Raw genomic sequence first — 15969 nt, forward strand, 5'->3', positions numbered from 1 at the left:
CCCCATGTGAGAGTAGGTCATCGTCAAGATTAAATTCCGAAACCCCTATCTGCGTATGCAGGTAGGGGTTTTGTTTTAGTAGAAGTCACCAGTTTTCACTGGCACGTTAAAGTTCTAACGGGCTGGTTACAGAATTTCTTGACGACCATAGAGCGTTGGAACCACCTGATCCCATCCCGAACTCAGAAGTGAAACGATGCATCGCCGATGGTAGTGTGGGGTTTCCCCATGTGAGAGTAGGTCATCGTCAAGATTGAATTCCGAAACCCCTGTCTGCTAACGCAGACAGGGGTTTTGTCGTTTCAGGGGTACTGAAAAGCCCGTTGTGGAGCCTCTCCACAACGGGCTTTTTCACGTCTTACGCAAACAGCTTCAGCACATTGTTCATCGCATCATCGGCAAAACCCTGTACGAAGTCCTTGAAGCCCGGCAGTGCCTCGGCGGCGCCCTGCGCCGGTTCGGCGATGATGGTCCAGGTGGCTCTGGACTTGCCCGCATCCAGTGGTTCAACGCTCATCGCGGCCCACAGATTGGCCACACCCAGGGTGTTGTAGATAGTGGTCCAGGTCATGTGCCGTGCCTGGTCGTCCCGGGAGTTGAGCTGCTCGACCACCAGGTTGCCGTCCTTGAAAAACTTTTTGCGCAACGATGACACGCCTTCGCCGGTCATCTCTATATGCGACAGTGCCGGGATGAAGCGATCGAAGCCGGCAAAGTTACCGACTACGGCCCATACCCGAGTGGCATCGGCGGGCACGTCCACCGAGGACACCACGTGGCAGCCTTGAGGGTTTTTGATCAGGGTGTCGGGTTGCAGAATACTCATGGTTTTGCTCCGTTTGGTTGCGTCAGATGAAATTGATTTCTTTGAGGTAATCGCAGCCGCGACGCAGCAGCGCCGGGGACTTTTGCGGGTAGTGCGCGCCCATTAGCCGAACACCGGCCTGGGCGTTGTCGTGGCCGATCATCGAGATATCGCCGATGTCCTCCTCGAAACCATTGAGGTAGAACCCCAGCACGCCGAACAACGCGTTGTCGCTATCGACCCGACCCAGTTGCTGCTGCCAGTCGGCGACGCTGACCATCGTGAATTCACGGCCTGCCTCTCGGAAGGACGCCACGTAGTTGTCCCAGCTCAAGGGCTCGGGGTTGTGCAGGTTGAATACCGCTTGTTCCGGTTGATAACGACTGGCGTGGAAGGCGATGAATCGGGCGAGAAAGTCCACCGGCATCAAGTCGAAATTCAAGGCGAACTCCGGTACTTGGCCAAGCTGGATCGAGCCCTTGAGCATCAGCATCAGGCGATTCTTGTGCGGCTGACACACGCCCGTGAGGCTGTTGAAGCTGATGTTGCCGGGACGGTAGAGATTGACCCGCACACCAAGCTCCCGTGCCCGTTCGAGGATTCGCTCGCCAACCCATTTGGACAGGTTGTAGCCGTTCTTGATGTAGATCGGTGGTGTGAGTGCGGCCGGCAACTCAAGCACTCGGCCATCGGCGGATATCGTGCTGGAGGCCGAGAGCGTCGAGACGAAGTTGAAGATTTTTTTGCTGCGTCCTTCGCACAGGCGCAAACATTCGAAAATCGGTTCGACGTTGTCCCGGGCGAGCGACTCGTAATCGAGGACGTGATTGACGTTGGCCGCGTTGTGCACCAGAGCGCCAAACTCCTGATCCAGCCGCTGGTAAACCACGGGCGCCAAACCGAGTTCCGGCCGTGTGATGTCTGCCGTGTAAACCCGCACCCGGCTCATATCCAGATGCTCCAGACGGTTCTCCCGTAACGCCTGGGCAAAGCGCTCGTTCGCCGATTGCCCGTCGCCGTCGCGAACCAGGCAGGCGACTTCACTGGCGCCCCAGGCCAGCAATGCCTCGACGATGTGTACACCGACAAAACTGTTGGCACCGGTGACGATCACCTTGTGCACATCGCCCATGCGGCTGACGGGCATTGGCTGAATATCCAGCTCGCGGAAGGCATCGCGTATGGCCTGTTCGCTCAGCACTTCTTCGCTACCGAAGCCGCGTACCAGTGTCGCCAGTTTCTCGAGGGTGGGCATTTCGATGAAGCGGTTGATCGAGATGCTGCGCCCGAACTCCTCGCGCAGTCGCAGGAGCATGCGCGACAGCAAGATCGAGTGCCCGCCCAGATTGAAGAAGCTTTCGTCGGTGGAAATGTCGCTCGCCGGCAGCTCCAGCAACTGCGCCCAGATTTCCAGGAGCCGGGCCTCATCGGCGTTGACGGGCAGGCGCCGTGAAGGGTTCTCGGCGACGCTCACCTGCAGATCCAGCAACGCCTTGCGGTCAACCTTGCCATTGCTGGCGTAAGGCATGCTTGCCAGCTCGGTCCATGCAACAGGGCTCATGTAGTCCGGCAAGTGCTGTGTCGCGTGGGCCTTCAACGCCTGGCGAGCGCTGCCGGGAAGGTCCTCTCGGGGCTGGGCAAGGAAAGCCAGAATCCGCCGCTGGCTATCGATGATCACGGCAACCTGGCGGTACAACTGGCTGTCGCGCAGGCAGCGCTCAATCTCTTCCGGCTCGACCCGGAAGCCGCGAATCTTCACCTGATTATCACGCCGACCGCACAGCTCGATCCCTTCAGCCGTCCACTTCGCCATGTCCCCGGTGCGATAGACGCGCAGGGGCCGGCCATCAGGCAAGTTCAGTTCCAGATAACGCTCAGCGGTTTGCTGCGGGTTGTTCAGGTATCCCAGGCACACGCCCGGGCCGGCGATGTACAACTCGCCGACGGTCTGTTCGGCCACTGGTTGAAAGTCGTCATCGAGAATCAACACCTGGCTATTGGCGATTGGAGCGCCCAGCGAGCGGTTGTGGTCGCCTGGCTGGAGTTTGCGCGCGGTAATCAGCACCGTGGCCTCGGTGGGCCCGTAGAGGTTGTAGAGCTTGCCCTGACGGCTCAGTTGCTCGATGACCCACGGTTCGCAGACATCGCCGCCGGTCATCACATGGTCCAGGCACAGCAATTTCTCCAGCGGCAGGATGCTCAACAAGGCCGGCGGCAAAAAGGCGTGGCTCAGTTGCCGATGATGAATCAGTTCCACCAGTTGCAGGGGATCGCGGCGTTGGTCATCGCCGGGCACGATCAGCTCGGCGCCCTGCAACAGGGTGGGGAAGATGTCGATCAGCGATGAGTCGAAACTCAACGAAGAAAACTGCAACACCCGGCTCTGGCTGGTCAGCTGAACATAGTCAGCGTACCAGTGGGTGAAGTGTGCGAGGTTGGCTTGGTTGAGCAGCACGCCCTTCGGATGGCCGGTGGTGCCCGAGGTGTAGAGGGCCATGCACGGCGCATCGAGGTCGGGGCGTTGGAGCATCAACGGTTGAGAGAGATCTGCCGCATGAGCGTCGATGCTGCTGATGTCCAGCCCTGGCATCTCGTTCGCCAGGGGGTGCTCGCCGTCATGCAGCAACAACACCGCCCCGGCATTCGACAGGATGTACTGCTGACGTTGCAACGGATGGCTCGGCTCCAGCGGTAAGTACACCGCGCCGCTGCCCAGGATCGCCAGGATTCCCGCATACAGCGCGCTGCATTTGGGCAGGCAGATCCCGATGACTACCGGGCCTTGATGCTGAACCAGCAGCGGTTGCAGGCATTGCTGGATGGCGCGGCTGTGGGCGTGCAACTGGCGATAGTCGAGGGTGGTGCCATCGATGCTCAAGGCCGGACGGTCAGCATTCTTGATGCACTGTTGCTCCAGCCTTTCGATCATCGGCGTTTGCGCAAGTTGCTGCAGTCGTGGGTCGGCGGTCGCATTGAGGCGATGCACGAACGCGAGGCTGTCCATGAACCGCAAACTCTCGATGCGCTCGAAGTGGACAGGTTCGGTGGGTTCGGCGAACCGAAAATAATCGGCATCGCGCGAATAGCAGCTGACCAGTAGCGCCACATGGTCAACCAGTGCTGTCATGGCCTGCCTACGCAACGCCTGGCCGTTACCTGACGGCTCATCGGCGATGGGTACACGGGTCAGCAGCGTTGAGCGATGGCGGCACAACACGTCCAGCGATGGCAGGCCGGACGCCTGCGGCAGGCCAAGGCCCAATTGCAATGTCAGTCGTGGCGCCTGATAGGTGAGCGCAAGTGACGTGCCATCGTCGATCAGTAGATCCGCAGGCCCCGACATTTCGTCGAGTGCGAACATCCGCGTCAGTGAGTGACCGTGTTGTTCGAGTTCCAATGCCAGCTCGGTCAGTGCGTGGCTTTGTCCGATGAGCAAGATGTCGAGACGTCTCATGATGGGCTCCTCGTCAAACCAGGTAGTCGCTGAGGGCGGTTTGTACGCACGGCGAATCGAGCAACGAACTGCTGTGGAAAAACCGCACAATATTGGCCACCAGCGGGTGATGGCGACTTATCGGGAAGGCCAGTGCCGATACTTCGTTCCTGAGGGCGTGGCGCGCCGAGTCGTTGATCTGCAGTGCGTCGATCAGGCAGAAGTCGAAGGATTTCTGGATGTCGTTGGTCAGGTAATGACCAATGAACACCGGCAAGATCTGGGCGATGCACTGGCGGTCGTCTGCACTTGCGGCATGCCAGTAGATGCGTACCAGCCGCGCCCAAAAACCGGAGTGACGCCCCTCGTCCAGCAAGTGATCGGCCATCAGGCCCTTGATCGATTGCTTGACCGTGTCGTCCTTGGCAAACGCGGCGACATCACCGGTCACCGTGTTTTCAGCGATGGCCACGCAGATCAGTTCTACGGCGCTACGCAGGTGTTCCGGTGCGAGCGCCACGGCCGCCGGTATTGCTCGGCTTAGTTCGATTTCATCCGGTAATTCAATGGGGGTGATGCCGGTCAACGCGATGGTCTGTTGCATAAAATCCATCGCCACCAGTGCGTGATAATCCTCGTCCACCACGACAGTCATGGCGTCGTAGCGGCAGGCGAACGGGAACTCGACCGCGAAGCGATTCTTGGCGATGCTGCGGGCGGTTTTGTCGACGATCTCGGTTTCGAAGATCACCACATCGTTGATGAACTTGTAGAGGGTCTGCACCAGGGCGAAGTCGCGCTGTTCCGGGCATTGGCGCACAAAGGTTTCGCTCAGCACCAGCGGTTGGCGGCTCAACGGGTAGATCAGTTTGTCGTCGTTTTCCAGCACACGACGCGGGCGGGTGCGGATGGTCGCGCGGCTCTCCCAAGCATCAGCGAAGGATTGGTAGTCTGCAGCGTTCATGCGCTCACCTCCGTGACGGATACGTTCATGCTCAGGCGCAACCCGTCCCACAGGGCGATACGACTTTCCACGGCTGCGATAGCGCTGGCGTACACGTCTTCCTGCCGTTGCGGGTCGCTATCGACCAGTCGCGCCAGAAGCGTTTCCGCTGCGGGGCCGTGGTCCTCGGAGTCGACCTCAATGTGCCGTTCGAGGTAGTACCGGAAAGTCGGCGCCTGCTCGATGCCGATGCCCCAATCGTCGAGGATGCGCTGGAACATCTGCGGGATAACGCTCTCGCGACCGTGCAGAAACGCCGCCGCCACACTGTGACCCGGTGCATGCAGTGCGGTGTGTAGCGTATGGCGAACGAAGTCCGCGGCCGCCGGATCGACCTTGATGCTCTGCAAGGCCACGTCGTAGCTCACACCCTCTTGCTGCAGGGCCACGAAGCGTTCGATGGCAACGGTACAGGCGCCGACCTCGCGCATTGCATCCAGGTACAACTCGAAGTGGCTGTAATGACCCCGAGCCGGACGATCATCCGACTCCTCACCCAGTACGATCTCGTTGATCAACCGCGCAGCCTGGGGATCCTGCGGTGGCAGCCAGGGCAGTCGAACGCAGGTCAATTCCTGTTGCAGGCGCTTGGTCAGCGACATGAAGTCCCATACAGCAAACACGTGGGTTTCCATGAAGCGTCGCAGGACCGGCAGCGAATGTATTTCAGAGAAGATCGGGTGCTCGCTAAGTTCTGATTTTTTTTGAAACAGACGTTCTTTAGTTGGTTTCATGGATGAGCCTGTAAATGATCCGGGGTGAGAAGTAATCAAGCACTGAAGTTCGCTGGAAGTTTTCTCCTGGCGAACGGGTACCTCAAACGTATTGATCTTTTTCAGTGCTATTGATGCCGAGTAGCTGCGGCGTTACTGCCGTTTTTGGCTGGAGGCGAAGAAAAATTAATACACATATAAAGTGTTGATCAAGTTGTTTTGTTATTATTTCAATATTCAACTTTTTCAAAGATGAGAAGCTCCAATAAAACTTTTTATATTGGTTTTATTTTGGCGTAGTTACTCCTTCCGGCTTATGTAAGTCAGAATTAAATAAAGAGTGAATGCCTCACTCGAAGTAACTTTTTACGGGCGTCGTTGTGGGTGTCTGAGGGGGTGGAAGTGGGTCGCGAGTGATACCGATCCTTCCGTTCCCGTGATGAGGCTCCTTCCTTCGCTTCTGGGGGCGGAGACTGCTCCATTCGCACGGAGCGTCATCCGTTTTTTGTCCTGGTTATCCAGAGTGGGCGTAAATCGAGGTGGCCGCCATTACTGAGGCATCACGCAAACGTTGCAATGGTCGGGTTTTAAGGCGGCGGGGCGTTGGGGGGCGGTATGGCGCCGCAAGGGCTGTGTGGTATGGGGGTGGGGGGATTTGTAATCAAATCATTCGCAGAGCATTTGGGGGGATGCTCGGCAAGCGAGGAAAACCCTTCGGTACATTCCCCTGGCTTGCCGCCGCGAGCTACTTCGACCTGTTCCTGGCTTGGACTTCAGGGCTGTTGAGGTAGCGCGTAATGACCTCGACCGCTCGGTTCAGGTGATGCTCGAGCAGCTGCACGGAGTGTTCGACGTCTCGGGCTTCGGCTGCCTGCAACAGTGCCTTGTGGTCATCCTGGGAGAGTTTGCCCAGGCCCATGGCTTCCAGGTTGAAACGCAGGAACCGTTCTTCTTCGATCAGGCCGTCTTCGACCAGTTTCAACAGCCGGCGATTCGGCGCCCGGGTGTAAAGCGCCATGTGGAACAGGCGATTGAGCCGACCGATTTCGGTGTAGTCGCTTTCCGTTTCCAGTGCATCGATGTAGCGGGCAGCCTGTTCGAGATCTTCGTCCTGGAGCAGTGGTACCGAGAGACGCAGGGCTTCGGATTCCAGCAAGATGCGCAGCGCGTAGGTTTCCACGGCATCGCCCTGTACCAGCGGCGCGACCACGGCGCCCTTATGGGCAACCACATTGAGCAACGATTGTGCTTCGAGTTGGCGCAAGGCTTCGCGTACGGGCATGCGGCTGACGCCGAACAGATCGGCGAGGTCTTGCTGGCGCAAGGCCGCACCGCAAGGAATGCGCCCGTCGAGTATGGCCGCGCGCAGAGTTTCTTCGATCACCGAGCGTGCCATGTGTGCAGGAATCGGCCCGTTGACCTTGATACTGCTGAGAGGGTTGGGCTTTTGTGTCACTAAACGCACCCTGATTGATGGAATATTTTTGGATCCAAATGACACTAGTGACTGCATGACTGCTTGTCAAACAAGCTCTGGAGTGCCTTTCTTGCAGTTTAGCGCGCCGACAGTGATCTCACCGTGCCATTGTCTTTTTCCGGGCTAACCTTCACCATTCGAACGACTCCCTCCTGCCTATCCAGGATGCCTCGCATTGGTGGCAAGTTTAACGATCCCCCGGATTTTACGCTGGCTGTGCAGCGCATTGCTGCTGACTGGCGTGATGCTGGGCAGCTTGAGCGCCGATTGGGATTTTTCCCTGATCAGCCGGCGAGCGCAGGCATTGTACGGACCTTTGGGAGAAGGTCAGCAGCGCATTAATGATTGGCAATACTTGTTGACTAGCCAGAAGCAAATCGGCGAGCTGGAACAACTCAATGTGGTCAATCGCTTCTTCAACAAACAGCTGCGATACGTCGAAGACATGGATCTGTGGCATGAAGTCGACTACTGGGAAACCCCGATCGAAGCCCTCTGGAAAGGCGCCGGCGACTGTGAAGACTACGCTATTGCCAAGTACTTCAGCTTGCGACACCTCGGTGTAGCCAGTGAAAAGCTGCGTATCACCTATGTCAAGGCACTGACCCAGAACCGTGCGCACATGGTGCTGACCTACTACTTGAGTCCGGAGGCCGAGCCCCTGGTGCTCGACAGCCTGATTGATGCAATCAAGCCGGCTAGCCAGCGAAAGGATTTGCTGCCGGTCTACTCTTTCAACGCGGAAGGAATGTGGTTGCCGGGTGCCAAGGGCAATAAAAAGGTCGGCGATACCAAACGCCTTTCGCGTTGGCAGGATGTGTTGAAAAAAATGCAGGCCGAAGGATTCCCGGTCGAGACGACTAACTAGGAGCACGTGCTCAGATGTCTTTGTTCAAACAGCTGTTGATTGCTATCTGTCTGTTCCTGGTGGTCGCCTTCACCGGCAGTTTCATGGTTAGTCTGGAGAGCTCGCGTACTCAATACGTCAACCAGTTGCGCTCCCATGCCCAGGATGCCGCGACGGCGCTGGCGCTGTCCCTGACACCGAACATCGACGACCCGGCGATGGTCGAGTTGCTGGTCAGCTCGATTTTCGACAGCGGTTACTACGCGAGCATCCGCGTGGTCGATGTGAAGACCAATCAGACCCTGGTCGAGCGCACGGGCATTCCGGCGGTCAACAATGTTCCGGATTGGTTCGTCAAACTGATCGGTCTGGAGCCCGCCGGTGGTGATGCGATCGTCAGCCGCGGCTGGGAGCAGGCGGCCCGGGTCGAGGTGGTCAGCCACCCGATGTTCGCGCTGGCCAAATTGTGGCAAAGCGCTTTGGGCAGCCTGAGCTGGTTGCTGTTATGCGGTGCAGTCAGTGCGGTACTTGGCGCACTGTTGCTGCGTCAACAATTGAGACCGCTGGATTACATGCTCAAGCAATCGCATGCCATCGCCCGGCGGGAATTCCTCAGTCTGCCGGAACTGCCGCGCACCCCCGAACTGCGCCGGGTCGTGCAGGCCATGAACCAGATGGTCGAGAAGCTCAAGGCGTTGTTTCAGGAGCAAGCGGAGCGTAGTGAAAAATTGCGGGTCGAGTCCTATCAGGACTCGTTGACCGGGTTGGCCAACCGGCGTTATTTCGAGATGCAATTGAATGCGCGGGTGAGCAACCCGGAGCAGGCCAGTTCCGGTTACCTGCTGCTGTTGCGGGTCAAGGATCTGGCTGGTCTAAACCAGCGCCTTGGTGGTCAGCGCACCGATGAAGTGCTCAAGGCCGTCGGCGAGCAATTGTCCCGCGAGTGCGCCAAATACCCGGAAACCCAAAACCTGGTCACCCGTATTCGTGGTGGCGAATTTGCCGTACTGGCACCGGGACTGGTGCGCGCAGAAGCACTGCAATTGGCACAGAACCTCGACAGCGCCTTGGCCAGTCTTCACGCTACCGGCGCCACCGATGTGGCAGCCGTAGCCTCTATCGGGCTGGCGCCTTTTGCTCACGGCGACTCGCCGCAAGCCGTACTCAGTCTCGGCGATCAGGCTCTGGCGCAGGCCGAAAGCCAGGGCGAACAGAACTGGGCCTGTATCGAGCACAGCCTTGCGGCCAGTGTTGGCGACGATCACCACGCCTGGCACCTCATGCTCGACCAGGCGCTGACACAGCAACGTTTCGAGCTGTATTTCCAGCCGGTCGTGGCCACCCAGGACACGCAGCTGGTGTTGCACTACAAAGTGTTGTCGCGACTGCTCGACGAACACGGCCAGACCATCCCCGCCGGGCGTTTTCTGCCTTGGTTGGAGCGCTTCGGCTGGACTGCACGTCTGGACCGGCTGATGCTCGAGCGGGTATTGGAGCAAATGAGCGGGCATGAGGAATCGCTGGCGCTGAACCTGTCGTCGGCTACCCTGGCCGATCCGCAGGCGCAAAACAAAATCTTCGAGATACTGCGCTCGCACTCCAACCTCGGCCCGCGTCTGACTCTGGAAATTGGCGAAGAGCAACTGCCTGATCAGGCAGTGTTGGAGCAACTGACCCGGCGCCTGCGCGAACTGGGGTTCTCCCTGAGCCTGCAACGTTTCGGTGGCCGCTTCAGCATGATCGGCAACCTGGCCCGGTTGGGTCTGGCGTACCTGAAAATCGATGGCAGCTACATTCGGTCGATTGATCTGGAGAGTGACAAACGCCTGTTCATCGAGGCGATCCAGCGAGCGGCGCACAGCATTGACTTGCCCCTGATTGCCGAGCGGGTCGAGACAGAAGGGGAGTTGTCGGTGATTCGCGAGATGGGGTTATACGGTGTACAGGGCCAGCTGTTCGGCGAGCCAAAACCCTGGGTCTGATGTGATCATTCCCACACCGTGCCTGGGAATGATCGCAGGGGTGCGTCAGATCAGCCCGGTCTCCTCATCATCGATCAATTGGCTCAAGCCACCCAAGGCTTCACGGGCCTGGTTCCGATCCATGAGCTTGGCCTGGGCCGCCGTCGGCAGGTCGGTGACGCGGATCACGCCTTTCTGGGTCAGCACCTGAATCAAGTCGTCGAGTACCCGGATCATTTCCAGGTCACTTTGCTTGAGCTGTTTGAGGCTGTTTTCCACAGCCGCGTTGGCAAACCAGGCCTGGATCTCATGATTGTCGGCCGTCAGCGTTTCGGTGGCCTCGGCATAGGCGGCGGGTTCCACGCGTACCAACAGGCCCTGCGCATCGCGTTGCACGTAAAACATTGAGCATCCCTCAGAATTGAAGCAGCGTCATGCTGTCAGCAGCATAGGTCAACTGCATGCCAGTATGTGGCGCAGCGACGAAATCGTCACCGGGCAGCGGATGCAAACGTGACGGCCACCCCATAGGGAGCGGCCGTTATCACGCATCAGCTGTTGTTGTGATCGATCTTGATGGTCGGGTCGCTACCGGCAATCAGGTTGTGCAGGTTGGCGCTCGACCAGTTGTTGCCTTCCAGTTTGATCGTCACGTCCGGTGTGGCGGCGGCTGCATTGCCCGAGTTGAACTGGCCGGTTGTGCTGACCTGCAGCGACGACACGCCATCGACCGTGGAGATCTTCAGGAAGTTGTCGATGGTGCTACCGGTTTCGCCTTGCAATAGATCGCGCAGGTCGATCCGGTCACCTTCACTGGCCTTGAAGTCCTTGATCACGTCGTTGCCGGTGTCGCCTGCTTTCCAGACGAAGGTGTCACCACCGGAACCACCGATCAGGATGTCGTTGCTCTGTCCACCCATCAACGTGTCGTTGCCGGTACCTCCGAGCAGGATGTCATTACCCTTGCCTCCGTCGAGGGTGTCGTTACCGCCCGAACCGAACAGGATGTCATTGCCCGCCCCGCCCAGCAGGGTGTCGTTGCCGTCATGGGCACCGGATACATCGAACGCGTTGTAATGCTCGGTGATGTACTGGTGCACATTGCTGGTGGTGACTTTGCTGACGTCCACACCGGATTGCTGCGCCACAAAGGCTTGCATTGCCTGGTAACCCTCGCCGGCAATGCCGTTGAAGCTCACCAGATCGCCGAACAGAAGGTCGTTGCCGTCGCCACCGCTGACGGTGTCGTGACCCGGCATCGTCGCTTCGGTGTGGCCGATGATCGAGTTTGCCAGGTCCTTCGGATCAATGTTGGTTTGTGGCGATTGATTCGAGTCGTACGGCTTCAGGTCGTTGAGGCTCACTCCGCTGTTGAGGCCAATGGCCTCGACATTCGACAGGTTGCTCAGCAACGTAAAGCTGCCGGTGGAGTTGCTGGTGGTGTCCCCGTCGGTGCTGTTGCCGTCGCCGTCACGACCCGAGAACTCGTAGGTACCGTCACCCTGGGCATGCAGATAGCCGAAGTCCTTGGATGACCAGCTACTTCCGTTGCCGTTGCCGTTGCCGTTGCCATTGCCATTGTTGCCGTTGCTGCTCTTGGTCCAGACCGTCACATAGCCCGAGGCGGTAATGTCGATCTGGTGCGTGCTGTCGGGGAACAGGCTGATGGCTGTGCCCAGCTGATAGTTGCTGGTGGTGATCAGGCTATCGAGTGTTGTGCTGCCATACAGGGTCGGGTTGGTCGACTCGCCGCTCTGGTAATAAGTCGGCTTGCCGTCAGTAATGAAATACGTGAGATTCTTCGCCCCGGTGTTGGCCACGGCGTCCGCACTCTGGAACCAGTTGGCCGTGGTTTTGAACACGTCCTCATAGTTGGTGCCGCCACCGGATGACATCGAGTCCAGAGTCGCCTTCAACTGAGTCAGCGCATTCGGGTCTTTGAGGTTCACCGATACCGACTTGTTGACCTGGGTGTCGAAGTCCACCAGGAAGATGTTCACCGTACCCGAGTTGCTGCCCAGGCTTTGCTTGAGGGTGTTGAACACCGACGTCAGCGAATCCTTGGCCGAATTGATCGACGAGGAACTCATACTGCCGGAGCTGTCGACCATGAAGGCGATGTTGTAGTTGGTGCCCGGCACCACGGTCAGGCCGCCGATGTCGGCGACGATGATGTCGTTGCCATCGGTGCCAGTGATGGTGTCATCGGCCGCGGTGGCGGTGGCGGCGTTGTAGACCGCCGGATACACAGTCACGGGGATCTGCGAAGTGCTGCTGGCCGAACCACCCAGGGCCTCGGTGGAGATCGAGGTCACGGTCAGGTTGAACTGGCCATTGTAGTACGGTGGTGGAGTGACAGTCAGAGAGCCGAGGCTCCAGCCTGTCACATTGGCCTCGCCATTGATCGCGGTGACCGTGAAAGTATGTCCCGCGCCGTCGGTGAGCACCGAGCCGACTGGCATGCCGCTGATCTTCAGGCTCAGGCTTTCCGAGCCGTCGGTGTCGGTCAGCGCGCTGGTGATGGCGGACAATTTCACACTGGTGCCTTCGGCGCCGGTGTTGAGTTTGTAACCGTCGTAGTAGCCTTCGCCATTGGAACCGTGCAAGTCGGACACGGTCACGCCGGTATTCACCAGATCTGACACGCCAGTGTAAATCGGTACGCCGGCACTGCTCAGGTCGATCGGCGTGCTGCCATTGACCGACAGGTTCACGTCATAGCTGCCCGGGCCGTTCTGGTTGTGGTGGTAGATGTCCAGGGTGTAGTAGCCGCTGGTGGTCGGGGTGTACGAACCATTGAGGTTGCCGCCCGCGCCCCATGTGATCGCGGCCACGTTCTTGCCTCCGATGGTCACCAGCAGGCTGTCATCGCCAACACCACTGAAGGTATAGGTCTTGCCGGCTTCGAGGTAGATCAGGCCGGAGGTTTTCGACGCCGTACCGGCGGTCACGCTACCGTCGGACTGCACGTTGCTCACCGTACCTTTGGAGTTCGGTGTGCCAGCGGCGTCGATCACGTTTTTCAGCGTGGTCGAGTCCGCGCCGTTGCCGCTGGTGCCCAGGCCTGACAGACCGGTCCAGACTTCCTTGATCAACCCGGTGGACCTCACGCTGTTGTCGGCAACGCTCAGGGTCGGGGCATCCGCCACTGAGGTGATGTCGATCTTGATCGTTCCGGTGTTGCCCAGCGCCTGGCCGTCGGTTGGCTGGAACTTGATCTGTGCGTAGTCGACCTGGTTATTGCCCAGGTTGGTACCGCCGTATCCATCCACGCCCGATTCGTTGGCATCCGGCATAAAGCGCAGTTTGCCAGCGTCGATGTCGGCCTTGCTGAAGGACTGGTTGGCGGCGACATCTTTCCAGGTCGAGCCGTCCAGGTACTGCAGTTTACCCTCGCCCGGCAGCTGGGTGATTTTCACACCCTGGCTGGTGGCCGGACTGTCGACGTCGCTGACGCCGAAGGTCGACCAGCCGAGGATCAGTGGCGTGTCTTCGGTGCCAGTGACGTTGACCGGTGCTGCGACCGGTGCGTCATTGACCGCCAGCACGTTGACCGTGGTGGTTGCGGTGTTGGAGTAGTTGCTGCCATCGGTCACCGTTACGGTGATGATGCGCGGCACAGTGCTCGGATGTTCACTGTTGTTGGTGAAGGTGATGTTCTTGATCTGCTGCATGTAGTCGGCCAGCGTTGCGCTACCCGACAAGGTCAGGGTGACGGTGCCATTAGTGCTGTTGGCATTGATGGCGATGCCATTGACGCTGTTGCCCAGGTTCAGCGCATCGCCGTCCTGACGGTTGGTCAGCACGATGGTCGCGCCGCTCAGCAAGGTGCTATCCGGGTCGTTGATGCTAAGGTCGGTATCGCCGATCGATACGCCAGGACCGGCAGTGTTTTCGGTGAACGTTACTTTGTAGTCGGCCCCGGTGGTGCCACTGGAGTTGTTGACGTCGAGATCCAGTACTGGTGGTGCGTCGTTGTCGATGATCGAAGTGCTGACGCTGCCGTTGGACGCGCTGATCGCCAGGTACTCGAAGTTGCCGCCGGAGGCCGAGTCGATCTTGACCACGAAGTTTTCGGTGCCTTCGGTGATCTTGTCATCGAGGGTCGAAATGTCGAACGGCACACTGCTGGCACCCGCCGGGATCTTCACGGTGTACACACCGGTGAAGTCAGAACCGTCGGCGGCGGTACCGCTGTAGACGATATTCAGCGTCACTTCGGTCTGGGCCGGGTGAGTCAGGCTAACGGTGTAACTGGCGGCCTGGCCTTCGGTTACCGAGGCGCTGCCGCTGATGCTGACAGTGGCGGTGTCCTGGAAGTCACTGACGCTGGTCGACACGGGAGTCTTATCCGTGCCGATGGCTTCAAGGTTGCCGCCGCTGGCGGTCTTGATGGATTCGCTAACGGTTGGCGCGCCGATGTAGACGTCGTTGCCGACGGTGACTGGCAGGCTGCCGGAGCTCTGGCCTTCGGCGATGGTGATGACCTTGCCGCTGTCGAGGGTCACGGTGACTGGAGCGTTCTGCGCGGTGACCGGTTTGCCTTGGGCATCGGTCAGCGTCGCGGTGTAGGTGATGGTGCCGTTCTCGTCCACTCTCGGCGTGGCGGTCAGGGTCACGTTGGTGGTGTCGTTGACATCGTTGACCGTGGTGGTGACTGGCGTTGTGTTTGGCGACACCAATTCCAGGTTGCCGCCGTCAGCCGACTTAATCGACTCGGTGACGGTGGTTGGACCTTGGTAGACGTCGTTGCCGACGGTGACCGGCAGACTGCCGGAGCTCTGGCCTTCGGCAATGGTGATGACCTTGCCACTGTCCAGAGTGACGGTGACTGGACCGTTCTGCGCGGTGACCGGTTTGCCTTGGGCATCGGTCAGCGTCGCGGTGTAAGTGATGGTGCCGTTTTCGTCCACGCTCGGGGTGGCGGTCAGGGTCACCGTGGTGGTGTCGTTGACGTCATTGACCGTGGTGCTGACCGGAGTTTTTACCGGATCAATCGCTTCGAGGTTGCCGCCCACTGCATCCTTGATGGATTCAGTCACGGTGGTTGGACCTTGGTAGACGTCGTTGCCGACGGTGACCGGCAGGCTGCCGGAGCTCTGGCCTTCGGCAATGGTGATGACCTTGCCACTGTCCAACGTCACGGTCACCGGACCGTTCTGCGCGGTGACCGGTTTTCCCTGGGCATCGGTCAGCGTGGCGGTGTAGGTAATAGTGCCGTTTTCGTCCACGCTCGGGGTGGCGGTCAGGGTCACGGTGGTGGTGTCGTTGACGTCGTTGACCGTGGTGCTGACCGGAGTTTTTACCGGATCAATCGCTTCGAGGTTGCCGCCCACTGCATCCTTGATGGATTCAGTCACGGTGGTCGGGCCGGTGTAAACGTCGTTACCCACCGTCACCGGCAGGCTGCCGGAACTCTGGCCTTCGGCAATGGTGATGACCTTGCCGCTGTCGAGGGTCACGGTGACTGGACCGTTTTGCGCGGTCACCGGGGCGCCGTTCTTGTCGGTCAGCGTGGCGGTGTAGGTAATGGTGCCGTTCTCGTCCACGCCCGGGGTGGCGGTCAGGGTCACGGTGGTGGTGTCGTTGACGTCGTTGACTGTGGTGGTGACTGGCATTGTGTTTGGCGACACCAATTCCAGGTTGCCGCCCACTGCATCCTTGATGGATTCAGTCACGGTGGTCGGGCCGGTGTAAACGTCGTTACCCACCGTCACCGGCAGGCTGCCG

The 15969-nt window shown here is 59.1% G+C and carries 8 protein-coding genes, 1 rRNA gene and 1 pseudogene; 3 read left to right on the forward strand and 7 right to left on the reverse strand.

What is annotated here, in order from left to right; all coding sequences use genetic code 11:
• Positions 1–137 precede the first annotated feature (137 nt).
• A 5S ribosomal RNA gene (rrf, locus tag AC3WTM_RS29005) occupies positions 138–253 on the forward strand.
• 105 nt (positions 254–358) lie between these two features.
• On the opposite strand, the gene AC3WTM_RS29010 is transcribed toward rrf, so the two are convergent.
• The 5 genes from AC3WTM_RS29010 to AC3WTM_RS29030 all read right to left on the reverse strand — a co-directional run bounded on the left by AC3WTM_RS29010 (position 359) and on the right by AC3WTM_RS29030 (position 7410).
• Positions 359–826 carry an SRPBCC family protein gene (locus AC3WTM_RS29010; protein WP_102672825.1) on the reverse strand — a complete coding sequence of 156 codons (468 nt, stop codon included), beginning with the start codon at positions 824–826 and terminating at the stop codon, positions 359–361.
• Between the two features lie 22 nt (positions 827–848).
• Positions 849–4259: a non-ribosomal peptide synthetase gene (locus AC3WTM_RS29015; RefSeq protein ID WP_102672824.1), complete on the reverse strand. Its 3411-nt coding sequence runs from the start codon at positions 4257–4259 to the stop codon at positions 849–851.
• 13 nt (positions 4260–4272) lie between these two features.
• Positions 4273–5202: a diiron oxygenase gene (locus AC3WTM_RS29020; protein WP_102672823.1), complete on the reverse strand. Its 930-nt coding sequence runs from the start codon at positions 5200–5202 to the stop codon at positions 4273–4275.
• Positions 5199–5975: a DUF3050 domain-containing protein gene (locus AC3WTM_RS29025; RefSeq protein ID WP_102672822.1), complete on the reverse strand. Its 777-nt coding sequence runs from the start codon at positions 5973–5975 to the stop codon at positions 5199–5201. The genes AC3WTM_RS29020 and AC3WTM_RS29025 overlap by 4 nt, the downstream gene beginning before the upstream one ends.
• Before the next feature lie 724 nt (positions 5976–6699).
• Entirely contained in the window at positions 6700–7410 is a 711-nt protein-coding gene (locus AC3WTM_RS29030; protein ID WP_102672821.1) for a GntR family transcriptional regulator, read from the reverse strand.
• A gap of 196 nt (positions 7411–7606) precedes the next feature.
• Between AC3WTM_RS29030 and lapG the strand changes: the two genes are divergently transcribed.
• Positions 7607–8299 carry a cysteine protease LapG gene (lapG, locus tag AC3WTM_RS29035; protein ID WP_102672820.1) on the forward strand — a complete coding sequence of 231 codons (693 nt, stop codon included), beginning with the start codon at positions 7607–7609 and terminating at the stop codon, positions 8297–8299.
• 14 nt (positions 8300–8313) lie between these two features.
• Positions 8314–10260 (forward strand): cyclic di-GMP receptor LapD, encoded by a 1947-nt coding sequence (gene lapD / locus AC3WTM_RS29040; RefSeq protein WP_102672819.1) that lies wholly within the window; start codon positions 8314–8316, stop codon positions 10258–10260.
• A gap of 45 nt (positions 10261–10305) precedes the next feature.
• Here the strand turns inward: lapD and AC3WTM_RS29045 are convergent, their stop codons facing one another.
• Both AC3WTM_RS29045 and AC3WTM_RS29050 read right to left on the reverse strand, forming a co-directional pair.
• Positions 10306–10644 (reverse strand): tryptophan synthase subunit beta, encoded by a 339-nt coding sequence (locus AC3WTM_RS29045; protein WP_102672818.1) that lies wholly within the window; start codon positions 10642–10644, stop codon positions 10306–10308.
• 146 nt (positions 10645–10790) lie between these two features.
• Positions 10791–15969 (reverse strand): annotated as a pseudogene (locus AC3WTM_RS29050) (LapA family giant adhesin); the annotation flags it as partial.

It is taken from the genome of Pseudomonas sp. EU05-FHT14B02, from assembly GCF_058791055.1.